Here is a 23,303-nt window from a genome sequence, read left to right as displayed (position 1 = left end):
GTCGAGGCCTGAGTGTCCCATCCCGTCGAGCGCCGCTGGTATCCCATTGCTTTCTCCGTCGCGGCGCTGGTGCTGCTGCCGCTGAGCATCCTGCTGTTCAGCTGGAGCAGCGTCGACACGGAGATCTGGGCGCACCTGTGGGAGACGCAGATGCCGCGTCTGCTGGGCAATACCCTGATGTTGTTGCTCGGGGTGAGCGTCGGCGTGGTGGTGCTCGGCGTCAGCCTCGCCTGGCTCACCGCGCTCTGCGAATTTCCCGGTCGCCGCTGGCTGGACTGGGCGTTGATGCTGCCCTTCGCGATTCCTGCCTATGTCCTGGCATTCGTCTTCATCGGCCTGCTGGATTTCGCCGGGCCGGTGCAGAGCCTGGCGCGCGAATGGTTCGGCAGCGGCATCCGCTTTCCGCGGGTGCGCTCGACCGGGGGTGTCATCGCGGTGCTGGTGCTGGTCTTCTATCCCTACGTCTATCTGCTGGCTCGCTCGGCATTTCTGGCCCAGGGCAGGGGGCTGATGGAGGCGGCACGGGTCCTCGGCCAATCGCCCTGGCAGGCCTTCTGGCGCGTCGCGCTGCCGATGGCGCGACCGGCCATCGGTGCCGGTTTGGCGCTGGCGATGATGGAGACGCTGGCCGATTTCGGCGCGGTGTCGGTGTTCAACTTCGACACCTTCACCACGGCCATCTACAAGACCTGGTACGGCTTCTTCAGCCTGACCAGCGCCACCCAGCTGGCCAGCCTGCTGCTGCTGGCGGTGGCGCTGGTGCTGTATGGCGAGCGGCGTGCCCGCGGCGCGGCGCGGCCGGCCAACGAGCGGGCGCGCACGGCGGCGCTCTATCGCCTGACCGGCATGAAGGCCTTTGCCGCCAGTGCCTGGTGTGGGCTGGTGTTCTTGTGTGCGTTCGTCATACCCGTGCTGCAACTGCTCGTCTGGCTCTGGCAGCGCGGGCGCTTCGACCTCGACGAGCGTTACGCGGGGATGATCCTGCATACGCTCTATCTGGGCGGCATTGCTGCGCTGCTTACCGTCACGGTGGCGTTGCTACTGGCCTTCGCCAGACGCCAGGCGCCGGTGCGCTCGATCCGCAGCGCGGTCAGCCTGGCCAACCTTGGCTACGCCTTGCCGGGTTCGGTCCTGGCAGTCTCGATCATGCTGGCGTTCAGCTATCTGGATCGGCACATCGTGATCCCGCTATCCGACTGGCTGGGCGCCGGCGGCAAGCCGCTCCTGCTCGGCAGTCTCGGCGCCCTGCTGCTGGCCTATCTGATTCGCTTCATGGCAGTTGCCTTCGGCCCGCTGGAGAGTGCCCTGGCGCGGATTCGTCCGTCACTGCCGCAGGCCTCGCGCAGTCTCGGTGTCGGTGGTCCGGCGCTGTTCGTGCGCATCTATTTGCCGTTGCTGCTGCCCGGCACCCTGAGTGCCGCGCTGCTGGTGTTCGTCGACGTGCTCAAGGAAATGCCGGCAACCCTGCTGATGCGTCCTTTTGGCTGGGACACGCTGGCGGTACGGATTTTCGAGATGACCAGCGAAGGGGAGTGGGCCCGTGCCTCGCTGCCGGCGCTGACCCTGGTACTGGTGGGATTGCTGCCGGTGGTGCTACTGATCCGGCGCTCGGGCAGGCGGCTGGGATAAGGCTGGAGGCCGAGCAGAGCGCTGGAGGCTGAAGGGTGGACGAAAAGCCGCGGCAGATTCCCGCCTCCGCCTGCCGGATGCGCCGTGACCTGCCGTCACCTTGGGGCTACAATGCGCGCCATTCGAAAGCCGCCGGCCCCCGCGTGGTCCGGCTTAGCGGCTTTTCCAATGCCGATTCGGCGACCTGCCCGGAAGGAGAAACCCATGGGTCAGCGTACTCCCCTCTACCATCAGCACCTTGCGCTTGGCGCCAAGATGGTCGACTTCGGTGGCTGGGACATGCCACTGCATTACGGCTCCCAGGTAGAAGAGCATCATCAGGTGCGTCGTGACTGCGGAGTGTTCGACGTATCGCACATGACCGTGATCGACGTCGCTGGCGACCAGGCCAGCGCCTATCTGCAGCACCTGCTGGCCAACGACGTGGCGCGCCTGAAAAGCACCGGTCGGGCACTCTACACCGCGATGCTCAACGAGCGCGGTGGGGTGATCGACGATCTCATCGTCTACCTGACCGACTGGGGCTATCGCCTGGTGGTCAATGCCAGCACCCGCGACAAGGATCTGGCCTGGATGCAGGCGCAGGCGGCCGGCTTCGCCGTCGATGTCAGGGAGCGCCCCGAGCTGGCCATGCTGGCCATCCAGGGACCCCATGCACGGGCGCGTACCGCCGAACTGGTCAGCCAGGCCAGGGCCGGGCTGATTCATGACCTCAAGCCGTTCCAGGGCATGGCCGATGGCGACTGGTTCATCGGGCGTACTGGCTATACCGGCGAAGACGGCCTGGAAATCATCCTGCCCGCGGAGCAGGCGCCGGACTTCCTCAGCGAGCTGGTCGGTGCCGGCATCCCGCCGATCGGCCTCGGCGCCCGCGACACCCTGCGTCTGGAAGCCGGTCTGAACCTGTACGGGCAGGACATGACCGAAGACGTCTCGCCGCTGGCCGCCAATATGGGCTGGACCGTAGCCTGGGAACCGGCCGAGCGCGACTTCGTCGGTCGCGCCGCTCTCGAGCAGGAGCAGGCGCGTGACGACCTGCCCAAGCTGGTCGGGTTGGTACTGGAGGAGCGCGGCGTGCTGCGTGCCCATCAGGTGGTACGGGTCAATGGCGTCGGCGAGGGCGAGATCACCAGCGGCAGTTTTTCTCCTACGCTTGGCAAATCCATTGCCCTGGCCCGCGTTCCGGCCGGCACCGCCGAGCGCGCGGAAGTGGAAATTCGTGGCAAGTGGTACCCGGTACGTGTCGTGCAGCCGACATTCGTGCGCCACGGCAAGGTACTGGTGTAAATTCGACCGACTGTTTTGCGCGACTGCTGTCAACAGCCTTGAGGACACAACAATGAGCGATATCCCCAGCGACCTGCGTTACGCCGCCAGCCACGAGTGGGCTCGTCTCGAAGCGGACGGCAGCATCACCGTCGGCATTTCCGATCACGCCCAGGAAGCGCTGGGGGACGTGGTCTACGTCGAGCTGCCCGAGATCGGACGCCAGCTCAACGCCGGTCAGGAAGCCGGCGTGGTCGAGTCGGTGAAAGCCGCGTCCGACATCTATGCGCCGGTTTCCGGCGAGGTGATCGCAATCAACGAGGCACTGGCCGATTCGCCGGAGCTGGTCAACAGCGATCCCTACGGCAGCTGGTTCTTCCGCCTGCAGCCGAGCGACACGTCGGAGCTGGACAAGCTGCTCGACGCAGCCGCTTACCAGGCCGCCTGCGACGCCGACGCCTAAGCATCATCCGCAAAAGCCCCGCTCTGCCGGGGCTTTTGTTTTTCCGAGAGTAGCGACCATGCCGTATATGCCGAGCCTTTCCCAACTCCAGCAACCCGATGCCTTCCTGCGCCGCCACCTCGGCCCGGACCAGGGCGAACAGCAGGCCATGCTCGACGCCCTGGGCCTGAGCAGTCGCGAGCAACTGGTCGAGCAGACCGTACCTCCGGCGATCCGCCTGCAGGGCGAGCTGAGCCTGCCGCCGGCTCTGGACGAGCAGGCTGCGTTGGCCAAGCTGCGTGGTTATGCGGAGCAGAACCAGCTCTGGACCAGTCTGATCGGCATGGGCTACCACGGCACCGTCACCCCGCCGGTAATCCTGCGCAACGTGTTGGAGAATCCGGGCTGGTATACCGCCTACACCCCCTATCAGCCGGAAATCGCCCAGGGTCGCCTGGAGGCGCTGCTGAACTATCAGCAGATGATCATCGACCTCACCGGGCTCGATCTGGCCAATGCCTCGCTGCTGGACGAGGGCACCGCGGCGGCCGAAGCCATGACCCTGGCCCGGCGCATGGCCAAGAGCAAGAGCAACCGCTTCTTCGTCGAAGAGAACTGCCATCCGCAGACGCTCTCCGTGGTGCAGACCCGCGCCGAGGCGTTCGGCTTCGAACTGGTGGTCGGCACGCTGGACGAGCTGGCCGGGCAAGAAGTGTTCGGCGCGCTGCTGCAGTACCCGGATACCCATGGCGAAATCCGCGACCTGCGCCCGGCCATCGAGCAGCTTCACGCACAGCAGGCGCTGGCCTGCGTGGCGGCCGATCTGCTCAGCCTGCTGCTGCTGACCCCGCCGGGCGAGCTCGGCGCCGATGTGGTGCTCGGTTCGACCCAGCGCTTCGGCGTGCCGATGGGCTACGGCGGCCCGCACGCGGCCTATTTCGCCAGCCGCGATGAATTCAAGCGCGGCATGCCGGGGCGCATCATCGGCGTGTCCAGGGACGCCCGCGGTAACACCGCACTGCGCATGGCGCTGCAGACCCGTGAACAGCACATCCGCCGCGAGAAGGCCAACTCCAACATCTGCACCGCCCAGGTGCTGCTCGCCAACATCGCCGGTTTCTACGCCGTGTACCACGGTCCGCAGGGCCTCAAGCGCATCGCCCAGCGCGTCCACCGGCTGACTGCCATCCTCGCTGCCGGTCTGGAGCAGAAAGGTATCGTGCGGCTCAACCAGCATTTCTTCGACACCCTGACGCTCGACGTTGGCGGCGCGCAGACGGCCATCATCGAAAGCGCCGAAGCGGCGCGCATCAACCTGCGTATTCTCGGTCGCGGCCGGCTCGGCGTGAGTCTGGATGAAACCTGTGACGAGCGCACCGTCGAGCAGTTGCTGGCGATCTTCCTCGGTGCCGACCACGGCCTCGATATCGCCGCACTGGATGCCAGCGAGCTGGCCGGCGGCATTCCCGAGACGCTGCAGCGCGAGAGCGGTTACCTCAGCCATCCGGTATTCAACGCGCACCATAGCGAAACCGAGATGCTGCGCTACCTCAAGCAGCTGGAGAACAAGGACCTGGCGCTCAACCAGGCGATGATCCCGCTCGGCTCCTGCACCATGAAACTCAACGCGACCAGCGAGATGATCCCGATCACCTGGGCCGAGTTCGCCAACCTGCACCCGTTCGTTCCGCGCGGACAGGCCCAGGGCTACAAGCTGATGATCGACGAGTTGGAAGCCTGGCTCTGCGCGATCACGGGCTTTGACGCGATCAGCATGCAGCCCAACTCCGGCGCGCAGGGCGAATATGCCGGCCTGGTCGCGATCCGCAAGTACCACGAGAGCCGCGGCGAAGGGCAGCGCGACATCTGCCTGATTCCGTCCTCGGCCCATGGCACCAACCCGGCGTCGGCGCAGATGGTCAGCATGCGCGTGGTCATCGTCGAGTGCGACAAGGGTGGCAACGTCGATCTGGAGGACCTCAAGCGCAAGGCCGCCGAGGCCGGCGACCGGCTGTCCTGCCTGATGATCACCTATCCCTCGACCCACGGCGTCTACGAAGAGAACGTGCGCGAGATCTGCGCGGCGATCCACGCCCAGGGTGGCCAGGTCTACATGGATGGCGCCAACCTCAACGCCCAGGTCGGTCTGGCGCGGCCGGCGGACATCGGCGCCGACGTCTCGCACATGAACCTGCACAAGACCTTCTGCATCCCTCATGGCGGCGGCGGACCGGGCATGGGGCCGATCGGCGTCAAGGCGCACCTGGCGCCGTTCGTGGCCAATCACCCGGTGGTCGAGCTGGAAGGCCCGCAGCCGGGAAATGGTGCGGTCAGCGCGGCGCCCTGGGGCAGTGCCAGCATCCTGCCGATCAGCTGGATGTATATCGCCATGATGGGCCCGCAGCTGCGCGACGCCACCGAGGTCGCGATTCTCGGCGCCAACTACCTGGCCAATCGCCTGGGCGGTGCGTTTCCGGTGCTCTACGCCGGGCGTAACGGCCGCGTGGCCCACGAATGCATCCTCGACCTGCGCCCGCTCAAGGCTGAGACCGGGATCAGTGAGGAAGACGTCGCCAAGCGCCTGATGGACTACGGCTTCCACGCGCCGACCATGTCCTTCCCGGTGCCCGGCACGCTGATGATCGAGCCCACCGAGAGCGAGTCGAAAGCCGAGCTGGATCGTTTCGTCGAAGCGATGCTGAGCATCCGTGCGGAGATCGCCAAGGTCCAGGGCGGTGAGTGGCCGGCGGACAACAACCCGCTGGTGCGCGCGCCGCATACGCTGGCCGACGTGATCGGCGAGTGGGACCGGCCGTACAGCATCGCCGAAGCGGTGACGCCGAGCGCCCATGCCCGTGCGCACAAGTACTGGCCGGCGGTGAACCGGGTGGACAATGTCTACGGCGATCGCAACCTGTTCTGCGCCTGCGTGCCGGTGGATGCCTATCGCGATTGACGAATTCACTGGCCGCGCTCGGTGGATCGATGGAGCGTGATCCACCCTACGTTGCCGCGGGTGGCGCCGGGTTTTGGCGTAGGGTGGATTTCGCCTTTTACATCCGCCGGGCTCTGATTGGTGGATCGGTGAAGCGCGATCCACCCTGCGTTGCTGGGGGTGGCGCCAAGTTTTGGCGTAGGGTGGATGTCGCTTTTTACATCCACCAGGCTCTGATGGATGGGGCGGTGAAGCGTGGCCCGCCAATCGGCTGCTTCACGCGTCAGGCTCTTGCTCTTCTTCCGATGTGTCGTCCAGCAGGCCCAGCCAGCTTGCCAGCACCAGCTGGGCTTCCTCGACTCCCTGTCGCTTGGGGGCAGAGAACAGTTGCACGCTGACGTCGCCGCCCCAGCCCTTGTGAATGTCGCGCTGGATTGCCAGCAAAGCGTTCTTCGCTGCGCCGAAGGCCAGTTTGTCGGACTTGGTCAGCAGGATATGCAGGGGCATCTGGCTGGCGCTCGCCCAGTCCAGCATCATGCGGTCGAACTCGGTGAGCGGATGACGGATATCCATCATCAGGAACACGCCGGCCAGGCTCTCGCGACTGCCCAGATAGGCTTCCAGGTGGCGCTGCCAATGCTGCTTGAGCGGGATCGGCACCTTGGCGTAGCCGTAGCCGGGCAGGTCGACCAGGCGGCGCTGGTCGTCGAGCCGGAAGAAGTTGAGCAATTGGGTGCGGCCCGGTGTCTTGGAGGTCCGCGCCAGATTGGCATGGGTGAGGGTGTTCAGTGCACTGGACTTGCCAGCGTTGGAACGGCCGGCGAAGGCTACTTCCAGACCCTCGTCGGCCGGGCACTGATCGACCTTGGCGGCACTGATCATGAAGGTGGCCTGTTGGCAAAGGCCGAGAATCGGGTTTTTCGGTAGCATGGTCGTTCCGGTGAGTGCGCGCGGGTGCGGCAATGGTTCATTTCCGTTTCGGAAACGGAAGTATATAATGCCGCAGTTTTTATGTGCGCTTTGGTCTGATATCAGGCCTGGTATGGCGTTCAGCCTGTTGCGGCGCAACGCGCGGCCATGGCCGCTACCGGTGACGGACGCCCAGCGTGCCACTATAACGAGCGTCGCTTCGGTTCGATTGCCGGACGCGACCCGATGGATTCCCTTTCAAACCCTTAGCCGTAGTTGGATTAGCTGATGAACAAAATACTCGTGAGTCTGCTGTTGACCCTTGGCATCACCGGTATGGCCCACGCGGCTGGAGACGCCGAAGCTGGTCAGGGCAAAGTTGCAGTGTGTGGCGCCTGCCACGGTGCCGACGGCAACAGCCCGGCACCGAACTTCCCGAAACTGGCCGGCCAGGGCGAGCGCTATCTGCTCAAGCAGCTGCACGACATCAAGGCCGGCAGCACCCCGGGCGCAGCGGAAGGCGTAGGTCGCAAGGTACTGGAAATGACCGGCCTGCTCGATCCGCTGAGCGACCAGGATCTGGAAGACATCGCAGCCTACTTCGCCAGCCAGAAGGGCAGCGTCGGTTATGCAGATCCGACCCTGGCGGCCCAGGGCGAGAAGCTGTTCCGTGGTGGCAAGCTCGATCAGGGCATGCCGGCCTGCACGGGCTGCCATGCGCCCAACGGTGTCGGCAACGAACTGGCCGGCTTCCCCAAGCTGGGTGGCCAGCATGCCGCCTACACGGCCAAGCAGTTGACCGATTTCCGCGAAGGCAATCGTACCAACGATGGCGATACCATGATCATGCGTGGCATTGCCGCCAAGTTGAGCAACAAGGACATCGAAGCACTGTCCAGCTACATCCAGGGCCTGCACTGATCGATTCTGCAGCCTGACGAAGAAGGGCGTCCGGGCCTCCAGCCCCGACGCCCTTCTTCATTTTTAGGTCTGGCTACATCATCTGTATCACGTGCTTGCGCGGACGGATGAAAAACGCTGGCGAGGTCCGGCGTTTTGCTGCAGCCTGTTGCGCCATCGGTTCGTCGTTAACAGGAGTTCTTCATGCGTAATTTCCTACTCACTGCCGTTTTTGCCGCTGCAAGCCTGTTCGGACTGGCAGCACAGGCAGCAGAGTTCCAGGCCGGCAAGGAATATGTCGAGCTGAGCAGCCCGGTGCCGGTCGCCGACCCGAGCAAGATCGAAGTGGTGGAGCTGTTCTGGTACGGCTGCCCGCATTGCTACCAGTTCGAGCCGACCATCAAGCCCTGGACCGAGCAGCTTCCGGATGACGTCAGCTTCAAGCGTATTCCGGCCATGTTCGGCGGCCTCTGGAATGCCCACGGGCAGCTGTTCATCACGCTGGAGTCCATGGGTGTGGAACCGCAGGTGCATGACGCGGTGTTCGCCGCCTACCATCAGGAACGCAAGAAGCTCGCCACGCCTGAGGAAATGGCTGATTTTCTCGCCGGTAAGGGCATCGACAGGCAGGCCTTCCTCAAGGCATACAACTCCTTCGGCGTGCGCAGCCGCGTCGAGCAGGCCAAGAAGCAGGGGATGGCCTACCAGATCACCGGCGTTCCGGTGATGGTCGTCAACGGCAAGTATCGCTTCGATCTGGGTTCGTCCGGTGGCCCGGAGCGCACCCTGCAGGTGGCCGATTTCCTCATCGAAAAAGAACGCGCAGCGCGGTAAGCGACGATGCTGCGCCGTTGGAGCGCACCGCGCCGCGCCGGTCCCGGCAAGGCGCGGGTCAACCCGCACTGTCTGGCCAGCAGCGGCTTGCCGGCGGATGGAAGACTGCGGCTGCTCAGCTTCAACATCCAGGTCGGTATCAGCACCGAGCGTTATCATCATTACCTGACGCGCAGCTGGCAGCATCTGTTGCCGCATCCCGGGCGCGCGGGGAATCTGCAGCGAATAGGCGAGTTGCTCGGCAACTATGATCTGGTCGCGTTGCAGGAGGCCGATGGGGGCAGCCTGCGCTCCGGCTATGTCAACCAGATCGAGCACCTCGCCCAGTTGGGGGCTTTCCCCTACTGGTATCAGCAACTCAACCGCAACCTCGGGCGGTTCGCTCAGCACAGCAATGGTGTGCTCAGCCGGCTGGAGCCCCAGGGGCTGGAGGATCATCCGTTGCCCGGGCCGTCGGGGCGTGGTGCGATCCTGCTGCGTTTCGGCGAGGGGCCGGACGCACTGGTGGTGGTGATGATGCACCTCGCTCTCGGCGGCGGTGCGCGGACGCGGCAGCTCGCCTACATCCGCGAGCTGATCGGTGGCTATCGGCATCAGGTGCTGATGGGCGACATGAACACCCACGCCAACGACCTGCTGGAGAATTCGCCGCTGCGCGATCTCGGGTTGCTGGCGCCGCAGGTCCAGGCCACCTTTCCGAGCTGGCGGCCGCAGCGTTGTCTGGATCACATTCTGCTGAGTCCGAGCCTGACGCTGGAGCGTGTCGATGTGCTGGCGTTGCCGATCTCCGATCATCTGCCGGTGGCCGTAGAGATCAGATTGCCTGCTTCGCTGCAGGCCGATGCCCTTCCGCTACAGGTGTGAGAAGCAATTGAGCGAAGAAGCCCAACGCTGGAAGGAAAAGTATCTCCAGCTGGCCGAGCGACAGGACCAGCAGGAGGCACGCTGGGAGCAGCGCGTCGATCTGCTGCGGCGCAGTCTGGTGCGTAGCAGTCTCGCGGCGGAAGGTGCGGATCCGGCGCTGGAACGCTGCCTGCGGGAAATGCGCGACGTACTGCGCGAAGGCGATCTGGACGACGGGCTAGGCGACCTTGTGCCCCGGCTGGAAAGGGCCGTACTGGATTCCGAGCGCCATCGCCAGGAGCGCGCCATCCAGCTGACCGAAGCGTTGCATCGGCTGGTTTCGCAATTGCTCGAGCTGTCGGTGCCGGGTGAACTGCGCAAACCGCTCAAACGCTTCGCCAGACAGCTGGACCAGCGCGCGGCACAGCTGCGCGAGCTGCCGGCGCTGCTCAGCGAACTGAGCCTTCTGCAGGGACAGGTGTTGCACCTGCGCGAGAGCACTCTGCCGCCGCACGGCGGCTTCCTCAAGCGCCTGTTCGGTGGCCGTGACCGGACCCGGCAGTCAGTCGTGGAGGACGAACCGGTTGCGGCGCCCGATGTCATCGAAAGCGCCGGCGACCTCCCGTCGCAGCAGCCGGGCGGACAGACGGCCGCTGTCCGCCCCGAGCCCGTCGTGCTCGAGATGGCGGCGCAGGGCGAGCTGCCGGAGTTGCCGCCTGTGACCCGGGCGGAGCCGTCGGACGAGCAGGTCCAAGACCCTGCGGACTTTGCCCTGCCGGATTCGCCAGAGCCTGCCTACAGCGTCGTCGCCGAGCGTGTGGAGGCGACGCTGGGCAGCCTGCTCGACAGCCTGCAACTGCCCGAACAGCACCAGCCACAGCTGCAGACGCTGCGTGCACGCGTCGACCACGGTCTGAACTGGTACGAGCTGGTGCCGGTGCTGGACGACCTGGCAATGCTGATGATCGCCTTCAGCGACCATGGGCAGCGGGATTTCGAGAACTACCTGCAGACACTCAACGAGCGTCTCACGGCGATGCAGGAGAACCTGCTCGCCGCCCACCAGGGCCATAACGAAGGACGGGATGCCGCCCTGGCGCTGGATGCGCAAATACGCGAACAGCTCGGTGGCTTGCAGGACAGCATGCGCGAGGCATCCGACCTGGCGAGCCTGAAACGGGTAGTCGAGGCGCGCCTCGACGGTCTGCTGGGCACCGTCGATGCCTACCGGCGACAACGCAGCGCACGGGAGCACAAGCTGGGTGAGCGCTTGCAGCAGCTGGTCAGCCGTGTCGGCAGCCTCGAGCAGGCCGCGCGCGGGTTGCGTGGCCATCTCGAGGCGCAACGGCAGAAAGCCTTGCAGGACCCGCTGACCGGGCTGCCCAACCGTGCGGCGTGGAACGAGCGTCTGGATATGGAGTTCGCGCGCTGGCAGCGCTACGGCGGCGACCTGCTGCTGGCGGTGCTGGATGTCGATCACTTCAAGCGGGTCAATGACGGTTATGGTCACCTGGCCGGCGACCGGGTGCTCAAGATCATCGGTTCCGAGCTGCGTAAACGCCTGCGCCAGACCGACTTCATCTCCCGTTTCGGTGGCGAGGAGTTCGTCGTGCTGCTGCCGGGTACGCCCTATGAATCAGGGCGCCAGCTGTTGGATGCATTGCGTGAGTCCATCGGCAATTGCCCGTTCCACTTCAAGGGCGAGCGCATCGCGATCACGCTCTCGGCCGGCCTGACCGCCTTTGCTGCAGGCGATACCACCGAGCGTGCCTTCGCCCGCGCTGACGGCGCGCTCTATCGAGCCAAGGAGGCCGGACGCAATCGCGTCGAGCTGGCCTGATCGGCTGGCATCGCGCGTAGTGGCGCGGCCGGTATAATCGCGCCAGCTGCCGAGCGTTGCCGCGTCGACGGCTCTGCGTTCGCCACTGGTATCTGCCATCTGCGTCATTTCGCCGTCGACACAGAGAATCGTCCCGATGAAAGCCATTACCGCTACCTTGTTGCTCCTGCTGCTGGCCGGCTGCGCCAGCGGGCCACGTATCGACACCAGTCACAGCTCCGTCGGCCACGACAGCCGTGCCCAGCTCATCGTGCTGCACTACACCTCGACCGACCTGTCTCGCTCGCTGGAGCTGCTCAGCGGGCGAGACGTCAGCAGCCATTACCTGATCGGCGAGTCACCGGCGACCATCTACCGGCTGGTGGACGAGGATCGCCGGGCCTGGCACGCCGGCGAAAGCGAATGGAACGGCCGCACGTGGCTGAACTCCAGTTCGATCGGCATCGAGCTGGTCAATCGCGGCTATGTCGAAAGCCCGGATGGGCGCCGCCTCTGGTATCCCTACTCCGAGGCACAGATCGACGCGCTGGTCGTGCTGCTCAAGGACATCATGCGGCGTCACGGTCTCGAGGCGGGGGCGATCATCGGCCACAGCGACATCGCTCCGCAGCGCAAGGTCGATCCGGGGCCACTGTTCCCGTGGAAGCGGCTGGCCGACGAGGGGCTGCTGCCCTGGCCCGAGGCCGGCGCGGTGGAGGTGCAGCGAATGCGCTATGCAGCCGCCGGCCTGCCGGCGATCGCCTGGTTCCAGAATGCGTTGGCGGCGCAGGGCTACCGCGTACCGCGACACGGCCATCTGGATGACGAGACGCGCAATGTGATCGCCGCATTCCAGATGAAATACCGTCCGGCCCGCTTCGACGGTGAGCCGGACGCCGAGACCGCGGCGCTGCTGCAGGTGCTCGCCGAGCAGGCGAATCGCTGACTTCAGTAGCGGGTATTGCCGATCAGCCTCGAGTCGGCGAGGGCCGCGGTACGGTGTTCGGCGGCCGCCTGGTATTCGCGGTCGCCGATCATCGCCAGGAAGGCTTCCTTGGACGGGTAGCTGACCAGCAGCAGGTCGTCCCACTGTTCGTCGGGCGGGGCGATCAGCGCGGCATGAGCCTTGGCCCGAACCTCCACCGCGCCGCCGCTGGCTTGCACCTTGGCCAGCGCCACGCGGCTGTAGCGGGCATAGGCTTCGCGGCCGCTGCAGGGGCTGTGCGGACTGCCTGGCGGATAGGTCGCCTGGTCGTTGTAACGCAGCAGATTGAGCATCAGGATCGGTACGCCCGAAGGCATCGCCGCCACGTATTCGGCGAGCTGTTCCGGACTGGGGTTGAGGCTTGGCATGGCGGTTCCTCGTGCTGGTGCCGTCAGATCGGCAGTGCGACGTAGAAGATGGTGCCGTGGCCGATCCGTGAATGCACGCCAATACGCCCACCATGCAGCTGAGCGATTTCCTTGCATAAGGCAAGCCCCAGTCCGGCACCGCCGCGACGCCGGCCGATCTGCACGAAGGGCTCGAAGATGCGGGCCTGCTGGCTGTAGGGAATGCCCTCGCCATTGTCCTCGACGCTGAGAATCATCCGCTCGCCGTGGTGCCGGGCCAGCAGGCGCACCTCGCCGCCTCTGGGCGTGTGGCGCAGTGCGTTGCTCAGCAGGTTGTCCATCACGCGTTCGATCTGCTGGCGATCCAGCATGAGGATGGGCAGCGGCTGCTGCAGCTCCAGTTTGAGTTGCACGTCCTGCTCGGCGGCAGCGACTTCGAAGCGCTGGCGCGCCGCTTCGAGCAGCTGCGGAATGTCGCACTGCTCCAGCTCCAGCTTCTGCTGGCCGCTCTGGTAGCGCGAGAAGTTGAGCAGATCGTTGATCAGCCGGACCAGGCGCTGCATTTCCTCGTGCACGGTATTGAACAGGTCCGACTCGCGGCTGTCGGCGGGGTAGCGCAGGCGCTCGCGCAGCAGGCTGAAGGCCATCTGCATGCCGGTGACCGGCGTGCGCAACTCGTGGGAGGCGCGCAGCACGAACTCGTTTCGGACCCGCTCGAAGGTGCGCTGATCCGTCACGTCGTGCAGGACCATGACGGCGCCGCTGATGCTGCCGTCATGGTGGCTCACCGGGCTGATTCGCCACGCCAGCAGCCGTCGCTCGCCATCGGCTTCGATCACCAGGTCCTCGGGTGGGTCGGACAATGGCTTGTCGTCCAGCACCTGCCGCGCTGCGTTGTCCAGGGTCGGGTAGCCGAGCGCTTCGCCGAGGGTCGAGCCCAGATGCTCGTTCTCCCAGGCGAGTTGCCGCTGCGCCACCGGGTTGGCATGTTCCAGGCGCCCGTCGCGGTCGATGATCAACAAGCCATCGTCGATGCTGTCGAGCAGCGCCTGCAGCCGTTGCTGGCCGTTGACCAGCGCCTCGACGTTGGTCTGTTTGAACTGGTGCAGTGCCTGGGCCATGAGGCCGAAACGGCGACTGAGCGATGACAGCTCGGCGATCGGCGGGGCTGGCAGCGCGATATTGAAATCGCCGCGGCCGATCTGGTCGGCAGCCGCGGACAGGCGTTCGATCGGCTCGCCGAAGCGCCGCGCGAAACTGTGCGCGGTGATGAAGCCGATCAGCAACACGGCGATCGCGGTCAGGCCCAGCAGCCCGGCCAGCAGTGATGCGCGGTCGCGGCTGCGCAGCTCAGTGTCACGGATCTTGTCGTACGCCGTGCGCTGCATGTCGGTCATCAGGCCGCGCACCTGGTGGAAGGCCTGGCTCAGCGGGTTATCTCCCAGCAGCGTCAGGTTCTGTTGCCCGGAGGCGTCGACCTGCTGCAGGAAAATGGCGTAGGCGTTGGCGATAGCCTGGAATGCCTGCCGGTCGGCATCGTCGCTGGCTTCGGCGATGCCGCGTTCGAGCGTCTGCTGGAACGTCTGGCGCAACGGATCGAGCGCCTCGCTGCGGCCCTGGTCGGTCAGCATGACGACCAGATGATTGCCCAATGCCTGGCGCAGTTGCTGGTTGATCTCGATGATGCCGAAATTGTTGCGGATGAGCTGTTCCTGGCTTTTCGCCATCTGCATCACGCTGACCAGCGCCAGCAGCAGGCCCAGCAAGGCGACTGTCATCAGTGCCGAGAACCCGAGAAACAGCCGGGTCCGCAACTTCATCTGCAGTTTCATAGGCCGTACTGCTTGCGCTTTCTATAGAGGGTCGATGCATCGATCCCGAGGATGCGTGCGGCTTGTTCGAGGGTATCGCTGGTGCTCAGCACTCCGGCGATGTGGGCTTTCTCGAGGGCCTCCAGGCTCAGCGGCTCGCCGATGCGCGGTGCATTGCTGCCGACCTGCTCACCAAGCCCGAGGTGGCTGACTTCGATCATCTGCTGCGGACAGATGATGCTGGCGCGTTCCACCACGTTGCGCAGCTCGCGCACGTTGCCCGGCCAGCGATAGGTCTTCAGTGCCGACACCGCCGTATCGCTGAAGCCGCGTGCCGGGCGCCCGTAGTTCTTCACGAAGAAGGCGAGAAAGCGCTCGGCCAGGGTCAGGACGTCTTCGGGCCGTTCGCGCATCGGCGGCAGGTTGAGGGTGATGACGTTGAGGCGATACAGCAGGTCCTCGCGGAACTTGCCTTCGCGGACCATCTCCTCGAGGTTGAGGTTGGTCGCCGCGAGGATGCGCACGTCGGCGCGGCGAGTGACCGGGTCGCCGACCCGCTCGTACTCCTTGTCCTGGATGAAGCGCAGCAGCTTGGGTTGCAGCGCCAGCGGGAAGTCACCGATCTCATCGAGGAACAGGGTGCCGCCATCGGCCTGATTGACGCGGCCCAGTGTGCTCTCGGTCGCCCCGGTGAATGCGCCGCGGTTATGCCCGAACAGCTCGCTTTCCATCAGGTCGGCGGACAGCGACGGGCAGTTGATGGTGACGAAGGCCTTCTTCGAGCGGCGGCTCCAGGTATGGATGGCCCGCGCCAGTTCGCCCTTGCCGGTGCCAGATTCGCCGAGAATGAGGATGTTGGCATCGGTGTCCGCCACCTGTCGCGCGGTCTCCAGCACGGCCATCATGGCCGGGCTGTGCGAGCCCAGCGCGTCGCTGCGCTGCTTCATCTCGCCTTCCAGTGCTTCCAGGCGAGCAGCCATCTGGCGTACTTCCAGCTGTTTCGCGGCGGACAACCTGAGCTGTTCGGGACTGCAGGGCTTGAGCAGGTAATCCGCAGCGCCCGCCTGCATGGCATCCACCGCGGTATCCACGGCTGAATGGGCGGTTACGATCACTACGCGCATCCAGGGTGCGAGCACGCGCATCTGTTGCAGCACGTCCAGGCCGTTGTCCTCGCCCAGGCGCAGATCCAGGAAGCAGAGATCGAACACCTGCCTCTGGAGTATCGCTTCGGCCTGCGCCGCGCTGGCTGCCGTCATCACGGTGTAGCCGCGGTCCTCCAGACAGTAGCGGAAGGTACGCAGGATCGCCGCTTCGTCATCCACCAGAAGGATGCGTCCGCCGTTTTCCGTCGCTTGGTCCATGGATGCTCCCATCGTGATTCCAGTCTGAAAGGTTAGTTCGTCATGCCTGTCGGCGCCCTTCAGGACGTCGTTGCGTTGTGGCGAGTGCTTTAGTCTATGAAACGCCTTGCAAGTTGCACGGTGCCGACGGCGCTTTCCTGCATGCTGCAGTCCATGCATGCCGGAGGCCCTGTGCAAGTGGCTGATTTTACAGGAGTGGGTAGATAAAGCCGGCTGGCATGGCGCTTGCGACCGAAGAGAGTGACAGGGTACGCCGCTTCCGCTCGGTGGGTGCGGCTCCATCTTCACCCCACGCAGGAGGAGTCATGAATCAGTCCATGCAGCAGCTCAACGAGCTCATCGAGATCACCCGCGACGGGCAGCGTTTCTATCAGCATGCCGCCGACGAAGTAAAGGACGTGGAATTGCAGCATCTGTTCCGCGACCTTGCGCAGGCCAAGACGCAAGTCATCCAGGCTCTGACCGTGAAGATCGCCGCCAGCCATGAGCAGCCGTCACAGGGCGGTACGTTGATGGGGCGCATGCGTGAATTCTACGCTGATGCACGATCCAGGGTCGGCGACCACGATAGCGCTTATGTCGATCAGCTCGAACAGAGCGAGGCGCACATCCTGCAGGCCTTCGAGGATGCGCTGGGCGATGCCGAGCCGGATGTCAGGGCCTTGCTGGCCATCGAACTGCCGAAGCTGCGCGCCTGCCACGAGCGCATCCGGCAGCTGAAGGCCGCGCGCCATTGAATGTCGTGCAAAACGCACGGGATGCCTGGGCGGCTCGTGCAAATTAAGTTGCACAAGCTGTCCGTGCATAATCCTAACTAATTGAAATATATGGATTATTTTAGTTCATCCAGGCTGGCACGACGCCTGCAATGACTTACTCAACGCACCATCATGTTCGCCACACTTAGAAGGAGTTGAGGATGAATCGCCAGGCCAGCCTTTCATTAGCCAGCAAGGGGTTTCTCTCTGCTGCGGTTGTCATGCTCATCATGGGTGCCGAACGGCCGATGTCGCAACCGCTCGGCCAGGCGCAACAGAATTCCGCGGAACGAATCCGTATGTATGACGCTCAACCTATTGAGCTGACGCGCACCGGGCAGGCGCCGCAAACCATCGATTATCGCCAGGCGCAAACCGAACAGCGCTGGGTGTTCTGAGCAAGAAGGGGACGTGCAAGCGAGCCAGCACGGATGCGCAACCACATCGATGCCGGTCGGACTGCTCTGATCCGCTGAGAACCGTTCCTGAAACGAGAGGAGTTACACCATGCTGAGTTGGGCCATTACCTTCCTGATCATCGCCATCATCGCCGCGGTCCTGGGCTTCGGTGGTATCGCAGGCACCGCCACCGGTATCGCCAAGATCCTGTTCGTGGTCTTCCTGGTACTGTTCGTGGCATCGCTGATCTTCGGCCGTGGACGTGGGCCGCGCGTTTGACCGATGCCTGCCGCCCGCAAGGGCGGCTGCACGAAGCGCCGAGTTTCGAGTTTATTGGATCGCATTCGCCTGTCGGGAGTGATCCAGAGCGTGCATAGGCCAATACGGCGATGCGCATTCATCCCCCGCAAAGGGGAGAACCATGGGGTCGGGTCGTTCTGCCTGGCGGAGTGACCTAGGGGTACAGGGAGTGCCTCCGTCGTCGGACCGGGTTCTGTGACGCTGCGGCCGGTGCTGGCTAGAACGCCATCCCGGCCATGCAGCAATATCAATCCTCGCCTCAAATCCTCTTTCGAATACCGTTTCGCACGCACTCCTGCCTGTCGGGCGTCATGCCTCGGGTGACCCCCGGGCACCGGCACCGCTATCATCGCGACCTGCTTTGACGGGAGAACGACATGCTCAACGGCCTCTGGCTGGGCTTTTTTCTGATCGCCGCCGTGGCGGCGCTGGGGCGCTGGTTGATCGGTGGCGACCCCGCGGTGTTCGCCGCTCTGGTGGAAAGCCTGTTCGCCATGGCCAAACTGGCCGTGGAAGTGATGATCGTGCTGTTCGGCACCCTGACGCTGTGGCTGGGCTTTCTGCGCATCGCGGAAAAGGCCGGGCTGATCGAGCATCTGGCGCGTCTGCTCGGCCCGCTGTTCCGCCGACTGATGCCTGAAGTACCGGCCGGCCATCCGGCCCTGGGCCTGATCACCCTGAACTTCGCCGCCAATGGTCTGGGGCTGGACAACGCAGCCACTCCGATAGGCCTGAAGGCCATGCGCGCGCTGCAGGAGCTCAATCCGCTGCCGAATGTGGCCAGCAATGCGCAGATCCTGTTTCTGGTGCTCAACACCTCGTCGCTGACGCTGCTGCCGGTATCAATCTTCATGTACCGCGTGCAGCAGGGCGCCGAAGACCCGACGCTGGTGTTCCTGCCGATCCTGCTGGCCACCAGTGCCTCGTCACTGGCCGGCCTGCTGGCGGTTGCGCTGGTGCAGCGGCTGCGCCTGTGGGACCCGGTGGTCCTGGCGTATTTCATCCCCGGGGCGCTGCTGCTGGGTGCTTTCATGGCGCTGCTGGCGGGGCTGTCGGCCACTGCCCTGGCTTCGCTTTCGTCGCTGCTGGGAAATCTCACGCTGTTCGGCCTGATCATTGCCTTTCTGATCGTCGGTGCCTTGCGCAAGGTGCCGGTGTATGAAGCCTTCGTCGAGGGGGCGAAGGAAGGCTTCGACGTGGCCAGGAGCCTGTTGCCCTATCTGGTCGCGATGCTCTGCGCCGTCGGTGCCTTGCGCGCATCCGGCGCGTTGGACTTCGGTCTGGAAGGGATTCGCTGGCTGGTGGAGGTCCTGGGCTGGGACACCCGCTTCGTCGATGCGCTGCCGACCGCCCTGGTCAAGCCGTTCTCCGGCAGCGCCGCGCGAGCGATGCTGATCGAAACCATGCAGAACCAGGGGGTCGACTCCTTTCCGGCGCTGGTGGCGGCAACCGTGCAGGGCAGTACCGAGACGACCTTCTACGTGCTGGCGGTATATTTCGGCGCGGTGGGTATCCAGCGCGCGCGGCATGCGGTGGGTTGCGCGCTGGTGGCGGATTTCGCCGGAATCGTGGCGGCAATTGCGGTTTGCTACTGGTTCTTCGGCTGAACAGCGCTTCGCCCTCGAGCCTGTCGCGCATCCGCGCTGGCAGCGCGTTCTGAAAAAAAAGCCCGCCGGGCGGTGGGCTAAGGCGTGGAGCGTTGCCAGAGCCGGAACAGCGGCTCGGCGAGAAACATGACGAGGAACAGGCGCAGCACCTGCAGGGCGGTCACCAGCGCCACCGACAGCTGCAGTGCCTCGGCGGTCAGGCACAGTTCGGTGATGCCGCCAGGCATCATGCCGAGCATCAGCGAAATCCCGTCCAGCGCCGTCAGCCAACCCAATCCGCTCGCCAGCCCGGCGGCGGCGAGCATCGCCAGCAGCGTGAACGTCAGGACATTCAGCAGGAAGGCCGGCGCCCGGCGGAAGAACGGTCGGTCGAAATGGCAGGCCAGCGAACAGCCGATCAGCCACTGACCCAGCGCTCCGGCCCAGCCCGGCAGCCCGATGTGCAGGTCGAACGCCACGCTGGCCAGCGCACAGGCGGTCAGTGGGCCGAGCATCCATGGATTGGGCTGACCGAGCCGACGCCAGAGCAGCGCCAGCAGGCCACCGGCCGGCAGCAGCACGGCGAGCCACGGCCAGCTCACCGGCGCTGCTGGCGGTGCATCCATCGGGGGCAGGCCCCAGGTGAACAGCGCCGGCACGATCAGCACCACCAGCAACAGACGCAGGCTGTGCGCCGCGGCGACACTGGCCGCCTCGGCCTGATGCCGGTTGGCCAGGTTGACCATTTCGCTGGCGCCACCCGGCATGCTGGCGAAGAACGCGGTGGCGCGGTCCGCGCCGCTACGCAGCAGGATGAAGATGCCGATCAGACCGAGCAGCAGGGTGCCGATGGCACCGGCGAGAATCACGCCAAAGTGCGCCAGCACCTCTTGCATCACCTCGCCGGTGAAGTGCAGGCCGATGGCACTGGCGATGATCCACTGTCCGGTCTGGCGACCGTGAGGCAACTCCGACACCAGCCAGCCGCTGCACCGCACCGCGATCACCGCCAGCAGCGAACCGACCATCCACGGCAGAGGCCAGTTCGCCAGGCTCGCCAGCCAGCCGCCGAGCGCGCCGACCAGCGGCGTCGCCCACCAGGCCGGCAGCCGTTGGCGCATGTCAGGCATGCGCCTCGGCCACCTTGCCGCGGCGGCGCTTGAGATACCAGCGCAGCGCCGGCATGCCCAGCATGGCCACGGTCAGCGCCCACAGTGCCAGGGTGATCGGGCTGCCCCAGAGAATGCCCAGCTCGCCATTGGAGATCGACAGCGCGCGGCGCAGGTTGTCTTCCATCATCTCGCCGAGGACGAAGCCGAGGATCAGCGCCGAGAGTGGGAAGTCCAGCTTGCGCAAGAGATAGCCGAACACGCCGAGGCCGACCATCAGCACCAGGTCGAAGGTGGTGCTGTGCACCGAGTAGACGCCGACCATGCTGATCACCGTGATCGTCGGCACCAGCACCCAGTTCGGCACGGCGAGCATGCGCGAGAACAGGCCGACCAGCGGGATATTCATCACCAGCAGGATCACGTTGCCGATGAACAGCGAGGCGATCAGGCCCCAGACCACGTCCGGCTGCTGTTCGAAAAGCAGCGGGCCGGGAGTGATGTTGTACAGCGTCAGTGCGCCGATCATCACCGCTGTGGTGCCCGAGCCCGGGACGCCGAGGGTCAGCATGGGGATCAGCGAGCCGCAGGCCGAGGCATTGTTGGCCGCCTCCGGCGCCGCCAGACCGCGCAGGTCGCCATCACCGAAGCGGCCCTTGTCGCCGGCCATGCGCTTCTCGCTCATGTAGGTCATGGCGCTGGCGATGGTCGCCCCGGCGCCCGGCAGGGTGCCGATGACGAAGCCGGCTATGGCGCTGCGCACCATGGTCCAGAAGGTCAGGCAGAACTCCTTGAAGTTGAACAGCAACCGGCCGCTGGCCTTCACCGCCTTCTGCCCGCTGTGGGTCTTCTCGAGCATCAGCAGGATTTCGCTGACGCTGAAGAAGCCGATCACCACGATGACGAACTGGATGCCGTCGGACAGGCTGACGCTGCCGAAGGTGAAACGGTAGACGCCGGTGGTCGAGTCGACACCGACGGTGGCCAGGGCCAGGCCCATCAGCGCGGCCAGCAGCGTCTTCACCGGCTTGTCGCCGACCATGCCGCCGAGGCAGGCGATGGCGAAGATCATCAGTACGAAATATTCCGCCGGGCCGAAGGCCACCGCCCACTTGGCCAGCAGCGGGGCGAACAGCACCACGCCGCAGGTGGCGATGGTGCTGCCAATGAAGGAACTGACCGCGGACAGCGACAGGGCGATGCCGGCCTTGCCCTGGCGCGCCAGCGGGTAGCCGTCGAGGGTGGTCATCACCGCGGCGGCGTCGCCCGGTACGTTGAGCAGGATCGCCGAGATGCGCCCGCCATACTCGCAGCCCAGGTACACCGCGGCGAGCAGGATCAGCGCGGTTTCCGGCGGCAGGCCGAGGGCGAAGGCCAGCGGCAGCAGCAGCGCCACGCCGTTGATCGGGCCGAGGCCCGGCAGCAGGCCGACGACGGTGCCGACAAAGGCGCCGAACAGCGCCACCAGCAGGTTGGTCGGTCGCGTGGCGACATCGAAGCCCTGCATCAAGAAATTCAGTGTTTCCATTTCAGCTCTCCAGCAGACGCAGCAGGCCGAGCGGCAGCGGCACGTCCAGCAGGTAATCGAACAGCCCGTAGAGCAGCACGCCGAGCAGCACACCGCTGATCAAGCTGGGCCACAGGCGACCGTTGAACAGCAGGCCGAGGACGAAACCGGCCAGGGCGGTGCTGATGACGAAGCCGAGCGTTTCGAACAGCAGTGCGTAAGCCAGCAGTGCCAGCACGCACAGCACTGCACGCTGGGCCTTGGGCTGATCGAAGGCGGGCGTCGGCTCGCCGTTGCGCTTGAACAGCAGCCATGCCGCTCCACAGGCCATCAGCAACAGCAGCAGCAGCGGGTAGGCGCGTGGCCCGACCGGGTCGTAGGCGAAGGGTGCCTCGAAACCCCAGGCGAGCAGGGCGAGGCCGGCGCAGGCGAGCAGCCACACCGCGGCGAAGACACGTACGTACATGACGGGATACCTCAGGATTCGACGACCCGGCAGCGGTGATGCCGGCATACCGGGTGTCTGCTGCCCGGCGCCGCAGGAGACGGGCCGGGCTTTTCGGTTACTTGACCAGACCGAACTCGCCGGCCAGTGCCTTGTAGTCCTGCACCTGCTTGTCGACGAAGGCCTTGAGCTCATCGCCGGTCATCGACAGCGGGAACAGGTCACGCTGCTCGCGCAGCTTGGCGAATTCCTCCTTGCCGAGCAGGGTGTCGAACTGCGTCTTCCACCAGTTGAATTCCTCATCGGACACTTCCGGTCCCATGTAGAAGCCGCGGATCACCGGCCAGCTGATGTCGTAGCCCTGCTCCTTGGCGGTGGGAATGTCGGCCAGCTTGCCCGGCAGGCGCTCGTCCGACAGCACCGCGAGGATGCGGATCTTGCCGGCATCGAGCTGCGGGGTGACTTCACCGAGGCCGCTGGAGGTGACCTGCACGTGGCCGCCGAGCATGGCGGTGAGCGTTTCGCCGCCGCCTTCGAAGGCGACGTAGCGCAGCTTCTTCGGATCGACCCCGGCGGCGCGGGCGATCAGCGCGGTCTGCATCCAGTCCTGGCCGCCGATGGTGGCACCGGCACCGAACACCACGCTGCCCGGGTCCTTCTTCACCGCGGCGATCAGCTCGTCGAGGTTCTGGTAGGGCGCATCGGCGCGTACCGAGATGGCGCCATAGTCGGTGCCGACCGCGGCCAGCCAGCGCACTGCGTTTTCGTCGTAGCGGCCGAACTTGCCCTGGGCCAGATTGAGCAGCGAGCCGCTGGAAAATGCCGTGATGGTGCCGGCTTCGGCCGCGCGCTGGGCCACCACCGCGTTGTAGGCCACTGCGCCGACGCCGCCGGGCATGTAGGTGACACGCATCGGTGCCTCGAGCAGGCCAGCGTTCTTCAGGCCGCTCTGGGCCAGCTTGCAGGTCAGGTCGAAGCCGCCGCCGGGTTTGGCCGGCGCGATGCACTCGGGGCGCTTGGGTTCGGCCAGCAACTGGCTCGACAGCAGCAGGCAGGACGACAGCAGGGCGAAACGGCTGAGTCGGTTTTTCATCGGGTTATTCCTCGCGTTCTTG

At 65.3% G+C, this 23,303-nt stretch carries 21 protein-coding genes; 13 read left to right on the top strand and 8 right to left on the bottom strand.

Annotation, left to right across the window (positions count from 1 at the left end; translation table 11 throughout):
- Positions 1 to 12 precede the first annotated feature (12 nt).
- From B597_RS31975 to gcvP, 4 genes are all read left to right on the top strand, one after another.
- Positions 13 to 1,629: an ABC transporter permease gene (locus B597_RS31975; RefSeq protein ID WP_024161872.1), complete on the top strand. Its 1,617-nt coding sequence runs from the start codon at positions 13 to 15 to the stop codon at positions 1,627 to 1,629.
- A 204-nt stretch (positions 1,630 to 1,833) separates the two neighbouring features.
- Positions 1,834 to 2,916 carry a glycine cleavage system aminomethyltransferase GcvT gene (gene gcvT, locus B597_RS31970; RefSeq protein WP_003293779.1) on the top strand — a complete coding sequence of 361 codons (1,083 nt, stop codon included), beginning with the start codon at positions 1,834 to 1,836 and terminating at the stop codon, positions 2,914 to 2,916.
- Positions 2,917 to 2,968: 52 nt separating this feature from the next.
- Positions 2,969 to 3,358 (top strand): glycine cleavage system protein GcvH, encoded by a 390-nt coding sequence (gene gcvH, locus B597_RS31965; protein ID WP_024161871.1) that lies wholly within the window; start codon positions 2,969 to 2,971, stop codon positions 3,356 to 3,358.
- A gap of 58 nt (positions 3,359 to 3,416) precedes the next feature.
- The gene (gene gcvP, locus B597_RS31960) at positions 3,417 to 6,293 is read left to right on the top strand and encodes an aminomethyl-transferring glycine dehydrogenase (RefSeq protein ID WP_024161870.1); all 2,877 of its coding nucleotides are present in this window, start codon (positions 3,417 to 3,419) and stop codon (positions 6,291 to 6,293) included.
- A gap of 255 nt (positions 6,294 to 6,548) precedes the next feature.
- Here gcvP and yihA read toward each other — a convergent pair whose 3' ends face one another.
- Positions 6,549 to 7,202, bottom strand: coding sequence for a ribosome biogenesis GTP-binding protein YihA/YsxC (gene yihA / locus B597_RS31955; protein ID WP_003293776.1), 654 nt, complete (start codon positions 7,200 to 7,202; stop codon positions 6,549 to 6,551).
- Between the two features lie 267 nt (positions 7,203 to 7,469).
- Between yihA and B597_RS31950 the strand changes: the two genes are divergently transcribed.
- The 5 genes from B597_RS31950 (at position 7,470) to B597_RS31930 (ending at position 12,523) form a co-directional block, all read left to right on the top strand.
- A complete protein-coding gene (locus tag B597_RS31950) occupies positions 7,470 to 8,102 on the top strand; it encodes a c-type cytochrome (RefSeq protein ID WP_003293773.1) in 633 nt (210 codons plus the stop codon).
- Positions 8,103 to 8,285: 183 nt separating this feature from the next.
- Positions 8,286 to 8,915: a thiol:disulfide interchange protein DsbA/DsbL gene (locus B597_RS31945; RefSeq protein ID WP_003293772.1), complete on the top strand. Its 630-nt coding sequence runs from the start codon at positions 8,286 to 8,288 to the stop codon at positions 8,913 to 8,915.
- A 6-nt stretch (positions 8,916 to 8,921) separates the two neighbouring features.
- Positions 8,922 to 9,779 carry an endonuclease/exonuclease/phosphatase family protein gene (locus tag B597_RS31940; protein ID WP_003293770.1) on the top strand — a complete coding sequence of 286 codons (858 nt, stop codon included), beginning with the start codon at positions 8,922 to 8,924 and terminating at the stop codon, positions 9,777 to 9,779.
- A gap of 7 nt (positions 9,780 to 9,786) precedes the next feature.
- Positions 9,787 to 11,598 (top strand): GGDEF domain-containing protein, encoded by a 1,812-nt coding sequence (locus tag B597_RS31935; RefSeq protein ID WP_003293769.1) that lies wholly within the window; start codon positions 9,787 to 9,789, stop codon positions 11,596 to 11,598.
- A 136-nt stretch (positions 11,599 to 11,734) separates the two neighbouring features.
- Positions 11,735 to 12,523, top strand: coding sequence for an N-acetylmuramoyl-L-alanine amidase (locus tag B597_RS31930; protein ID WP_024161868.1), 789 nt, complete (start codon positions 11,735 to 11,737; stop codon positions 12,521 to 12,523).
- Positions 12,524 to 12,525: 2 nt separating this feature from the next.
- Here B597_RS31930 and B597_RS31925 read toward each other — a convergent pair whose 3' ends face one another.
- Genes B597_RS31925 through algB form a run of 3 tightly spaced genes read right to left on the bottom strand, consistent with a single transcriptional unit; the run spans position 12,526 to position 16,084 of the window.
- Positions 12,526 to 12,930, bottom strand: a complete 405-nt coding sequence (locus tag B597_RS31925; RefSeq protein ID WP_003293767.1) for a DUF1330 domain-containing protein — start codon at positions 12,928 to 12,930, stop codon at positions 12,526 to 12,528.
- A 23-nt stretch (positions 12,931 to 12,953) separates the two neighbouring features.
- On the bottom strand, positions 12,954 to 14,741 hold the full coding sequence (locus B597_RS31920; protein ID WP_003293766.1) for a KinB sensor domain-containing domain: 1,788 nt from the start codon (positions 14,739 to 14,741) through the stop codon (positions 12,954 to 12,956).
- The gene (gene algB / locus B597_RS31915) at positions 14,738 to 16,084 is read right to left on the bottom strand and encodes a sigma-54-dependent response regulator transcription factor AlgB (RefSeq protein WP_003293765.1); all 1,347 of its coding nucleotides are present in this window, start codon (positions 16,082 to 16,084) and stop codon (positions 14,738 to 14,740) included. The genes B597_RS31920 and algB overlap by 4 nt, the downstream gene beginning before the upstream one ends.
- A 305-nt stretch (positions 16,085 to 16,389) precedes the next feature.
- Between algB and B597_RS31910 the strand changes: the two genes are divergently transcribed.
- From B597_RS31910 to B597_RS31895, 4 genes are all read left to right on the top strand, one after another.
- Positions 16,390 to 16,821, top strand: a complete 432-nt coding sequence (locus B597_RS31910) for a ferritin-like domain-containing protein (RefSeq protein ID WP_003293764.1) — start codon at positions 16,390 to 16,392, stop codon at positions 16,819 to 16,821.
- Positions 16,822 to 17,003: 182 nt separating this feature from the next.
- Positions 17,004 to 17,240, top strand: a complete 237-nt coding sequence (locus B597_RS31905; protein WP_003293763.1) for a hypothetical protein — start codon at positions 17,004 to 17,006, stop codon at positions 17,238 to 17,240.
- 109 nt (positions 17,241 to 17,349) lie between these two features.
- Positions 17,350 to 17,520 carry a DUF1328 domain-containing protein gene (locus B597_RS46315; RefSeq protein WP_003282841.1) on the top strand — a complete coding sequence of 57 codons (171 nt, stop codon included), beginning with the start codon at positions 17,350 to 17,352 and terminating at the stop codon, positions 17,518 to 17,520.
- 398 nt (positions 17,521 to 17,918) lie between these two features.
- Complete coding sequence (locus B597_RS31895; protein WP_003293762.1) at positions 17,919 to 19,148, top strand: nucleoside recognition domain-containing protein; 1,230 nt, start codon at positions 17,919 to 17,921, stop codon at positions 19,146 to 19,148.
- Positions 19,149 to 19,225: 77 nt separating this feature from the next.
- Here B597_RS31895 and B597_RS31890 read toward each other — a convergent pair whose 3' ends face one another.
- The 4 genes from B597_RS31890 to B597_RS31875 form a co-directional block, all read right to left on the bottom strand.
- A complete protein-coding gene (locus B597_RS31890) occupies positions 19,226 to 20,248 on the bottom strand; it encodes an AbrB family transcriptional regulator (RefSeq protein WP_024161867.1) in 1,023 nt (340 codons plus the stop codon).
- Position 20,249: 1 nt separating this feature from the next.
- Positions 20,250 to 21,764 (bottom strand): tripartite tricarboxylate transporter permease, encoded by a 1,515-nt coding sequence (locus B597_RS31885; RefSeq protein ID WP_003293759.1) that lies wholly within the window; start codon positions 21,762 to 21,764, stop codon positions 20,250 to 20,252.
- 1 nt (position 21,765) lies between these two features.
- Positions 21,766 to 22,209 carry a tripartite tricarboxylate transporter TctB family protein gene (locus B597_RS31880; RefSeq protein WP_003293757.1) on the bottom strand — a complete coding sequence of 148 codons (444 nt, stop codon included), beginning with the start codon at positions 22,207 to 22,209 and terminating at the stop codon, positions 21,766 to 21,768.
- Positions 22,210 to 22,306: 97 nt separating this feature from the next.
- Positions 22,307 to 23,281 (bottom strand): tripartite tricarboxylate transporter substrate binding protein, encoded by a 975-nt coding sequence (locus tag B597_RS31875; RefSeq protein WP_003293755.1) that lies wholly within the window; start codon positions 23,279 to 23,281, stop codon positions 22,307 to 22,309.
- Positions 23,282 to 23,303 lie beyond the last annotated feature (22 nt).

This window comes from Stutzerimonas stutzeri KOS6 (assembly GCF_000307775.2).
GTDB classification, from domain to species: domain Bacteria; phylum Pseudomonadota; class Gammaproteobacteria; order Pseudomonadales; family Pseudomonadaceae; genus Stutzerimonas; species Stutzerimonas stutzeri_B.
The sequence above is the reverse complement of the archived record's forward strand: the minus strand, read 5'-3'. Positions and strand labels throughout refer to the sequence as shown.

What these genes read in the sequence shown, in the direction of transcription:
- gcvT (WP_003293779.1), top strand. Translation starts at nt 1,834, where the DNA reads ATGGGTCAGCGTACTCCCCTCTACCATCAGCACCTTGCGCTTGGCGCC.
- gcvH (WP_024161871.1), top strand. Translation starts at nt 2,969, where the DNA reads ATGAGCGATATCCCCAGCGACCTGCGTTACGCCGCCAGCCACGAGTGG.
- gcvP (WP_024161870.1), top strand. Translation starts at nt 3,417, where the DNA reads ATGCCGTATATGCCGAGCCTTTCCCAACTCCAGCAACCCGATGCCTTC.
- yihA (WP_003293776.1), bottom strand. Translation starts at nt 7,202, where the DNA reads ATGCTACCGAAAAACCCGATTCTCGGCCTTTGCCAACAGGCCACCTTC.
- B597_RS31950 (WP_003293773.1), top strand. Translation starts at nt 7,470, where the DNA reads ATGAACAAAATACTCGTGAGTCTGCTGTTGACCCTTGGCATCACCGGT.
- B597_RS31945 (WP_003293772.1), top strand. Translation starts at nt 8,286, where the DNA reads ATGCGTAATTTCCTACTCACTGCCGTTTTTGCCGCTGCAAGCCTGTTC.
- B597_RS31940 (WP_003293770.1), top strand. Translation starts at nt 8,922, where the DNA reads ATGCTGCGCCGTTGGAGCGCACCGCGCCGCGCCGGTCCCGGCAAGGCG.
- B597_RS31930 (WP_024161868.1), top strand. Translation starts at nt 11,735, where the DNA reads ATGAAAGCCATTACCGCTACCTTGTTGCTCCTGCTGCTGGCCGGCTGC.
- B597_RS31925 (WP_003293767.1), bottom strand. Translation starts at nt 12,930, where the DNA reads ATGCCAAGCCTCAACCCCAGTCCGGAACAGCTCGCCGAATACGTGGCG.
- B597_RS31920 (WP_003293766.1), bottom strand. Translation starts at nt 14,741, where the DNA reads ATGAAACTGCAGATGAAGTTGCGGACCCGGCTGTTTCTCGGGTTCTCG.
- algB (WP_003293765.1), bottom strand. Translation starts at nt 16,084, where the DNA reads ATGGACCAAGCGACGGAAAACGGCGGACGCATCCTTCTGGTGGATGAC.
- B597_RS31910 (WP_003293764.1), top strand. Translation starts at nt 16,390, where the DNA reads ATGAATCAGTCCATGCAGCAGCTCAACGAGCTCATCGAGATCACCCGC.
- B597_RS31905 (WP_003293763.1), top strand. Translation starts at nt 17,004, where the DNA reads ATGAATCGCCAGGCCAGCCTTTCATTAGCCAGCAAGGGGTTTCTCTCT.
- B597_RS46315 (WP_003282841.1), top strand. Translation starts at nt 17,350, where the DNA reads ATGCTGAGTTGGGCCATTACCTTCCTGATCATCGCCATCATCGCCGCG.
- B597_RS31895 (WP_003293762.1), top strand. Translation starts at nt 17,919, where the DNA reads ATGCTCAACGGCCTCTGGCTGGGCTTTTTTCTGATCGCCGCCGTGGCG.
- B597_RS31890 (WP_024161867.1), bottom strand. Translation starts at nt 20,248, where the DNA reads ATGCGCCAACGGCTGCCGGCCTGGTGGGCGACGCCGCTGGTCGGCGCG.
- B597_RS31885 (WP_003293759.1), bottom strand. Translation starts at nt 21,764, where the DNA reads ATGGAAACACTGAATTTCTTGATGCAGGGCTTCGATGTCGCCACGCGA.
- B597_RS31880 (WP_003293757.1), bottom strand. Translation starts at nt 22,209, where the DNA reads ATGTACGTACGTGTCTTCGCCGCGGTGTGGCTGCTCGCCTGCGCCGGC.
- B597_RS31875 (WP_003293755.1), bottom strand. Translation starts at nt 23,281, where the DNA reads ATGAAAAACCGACTCAGCCGTTTCGCCCTGCTGTCGTCCTGCCTGCTG.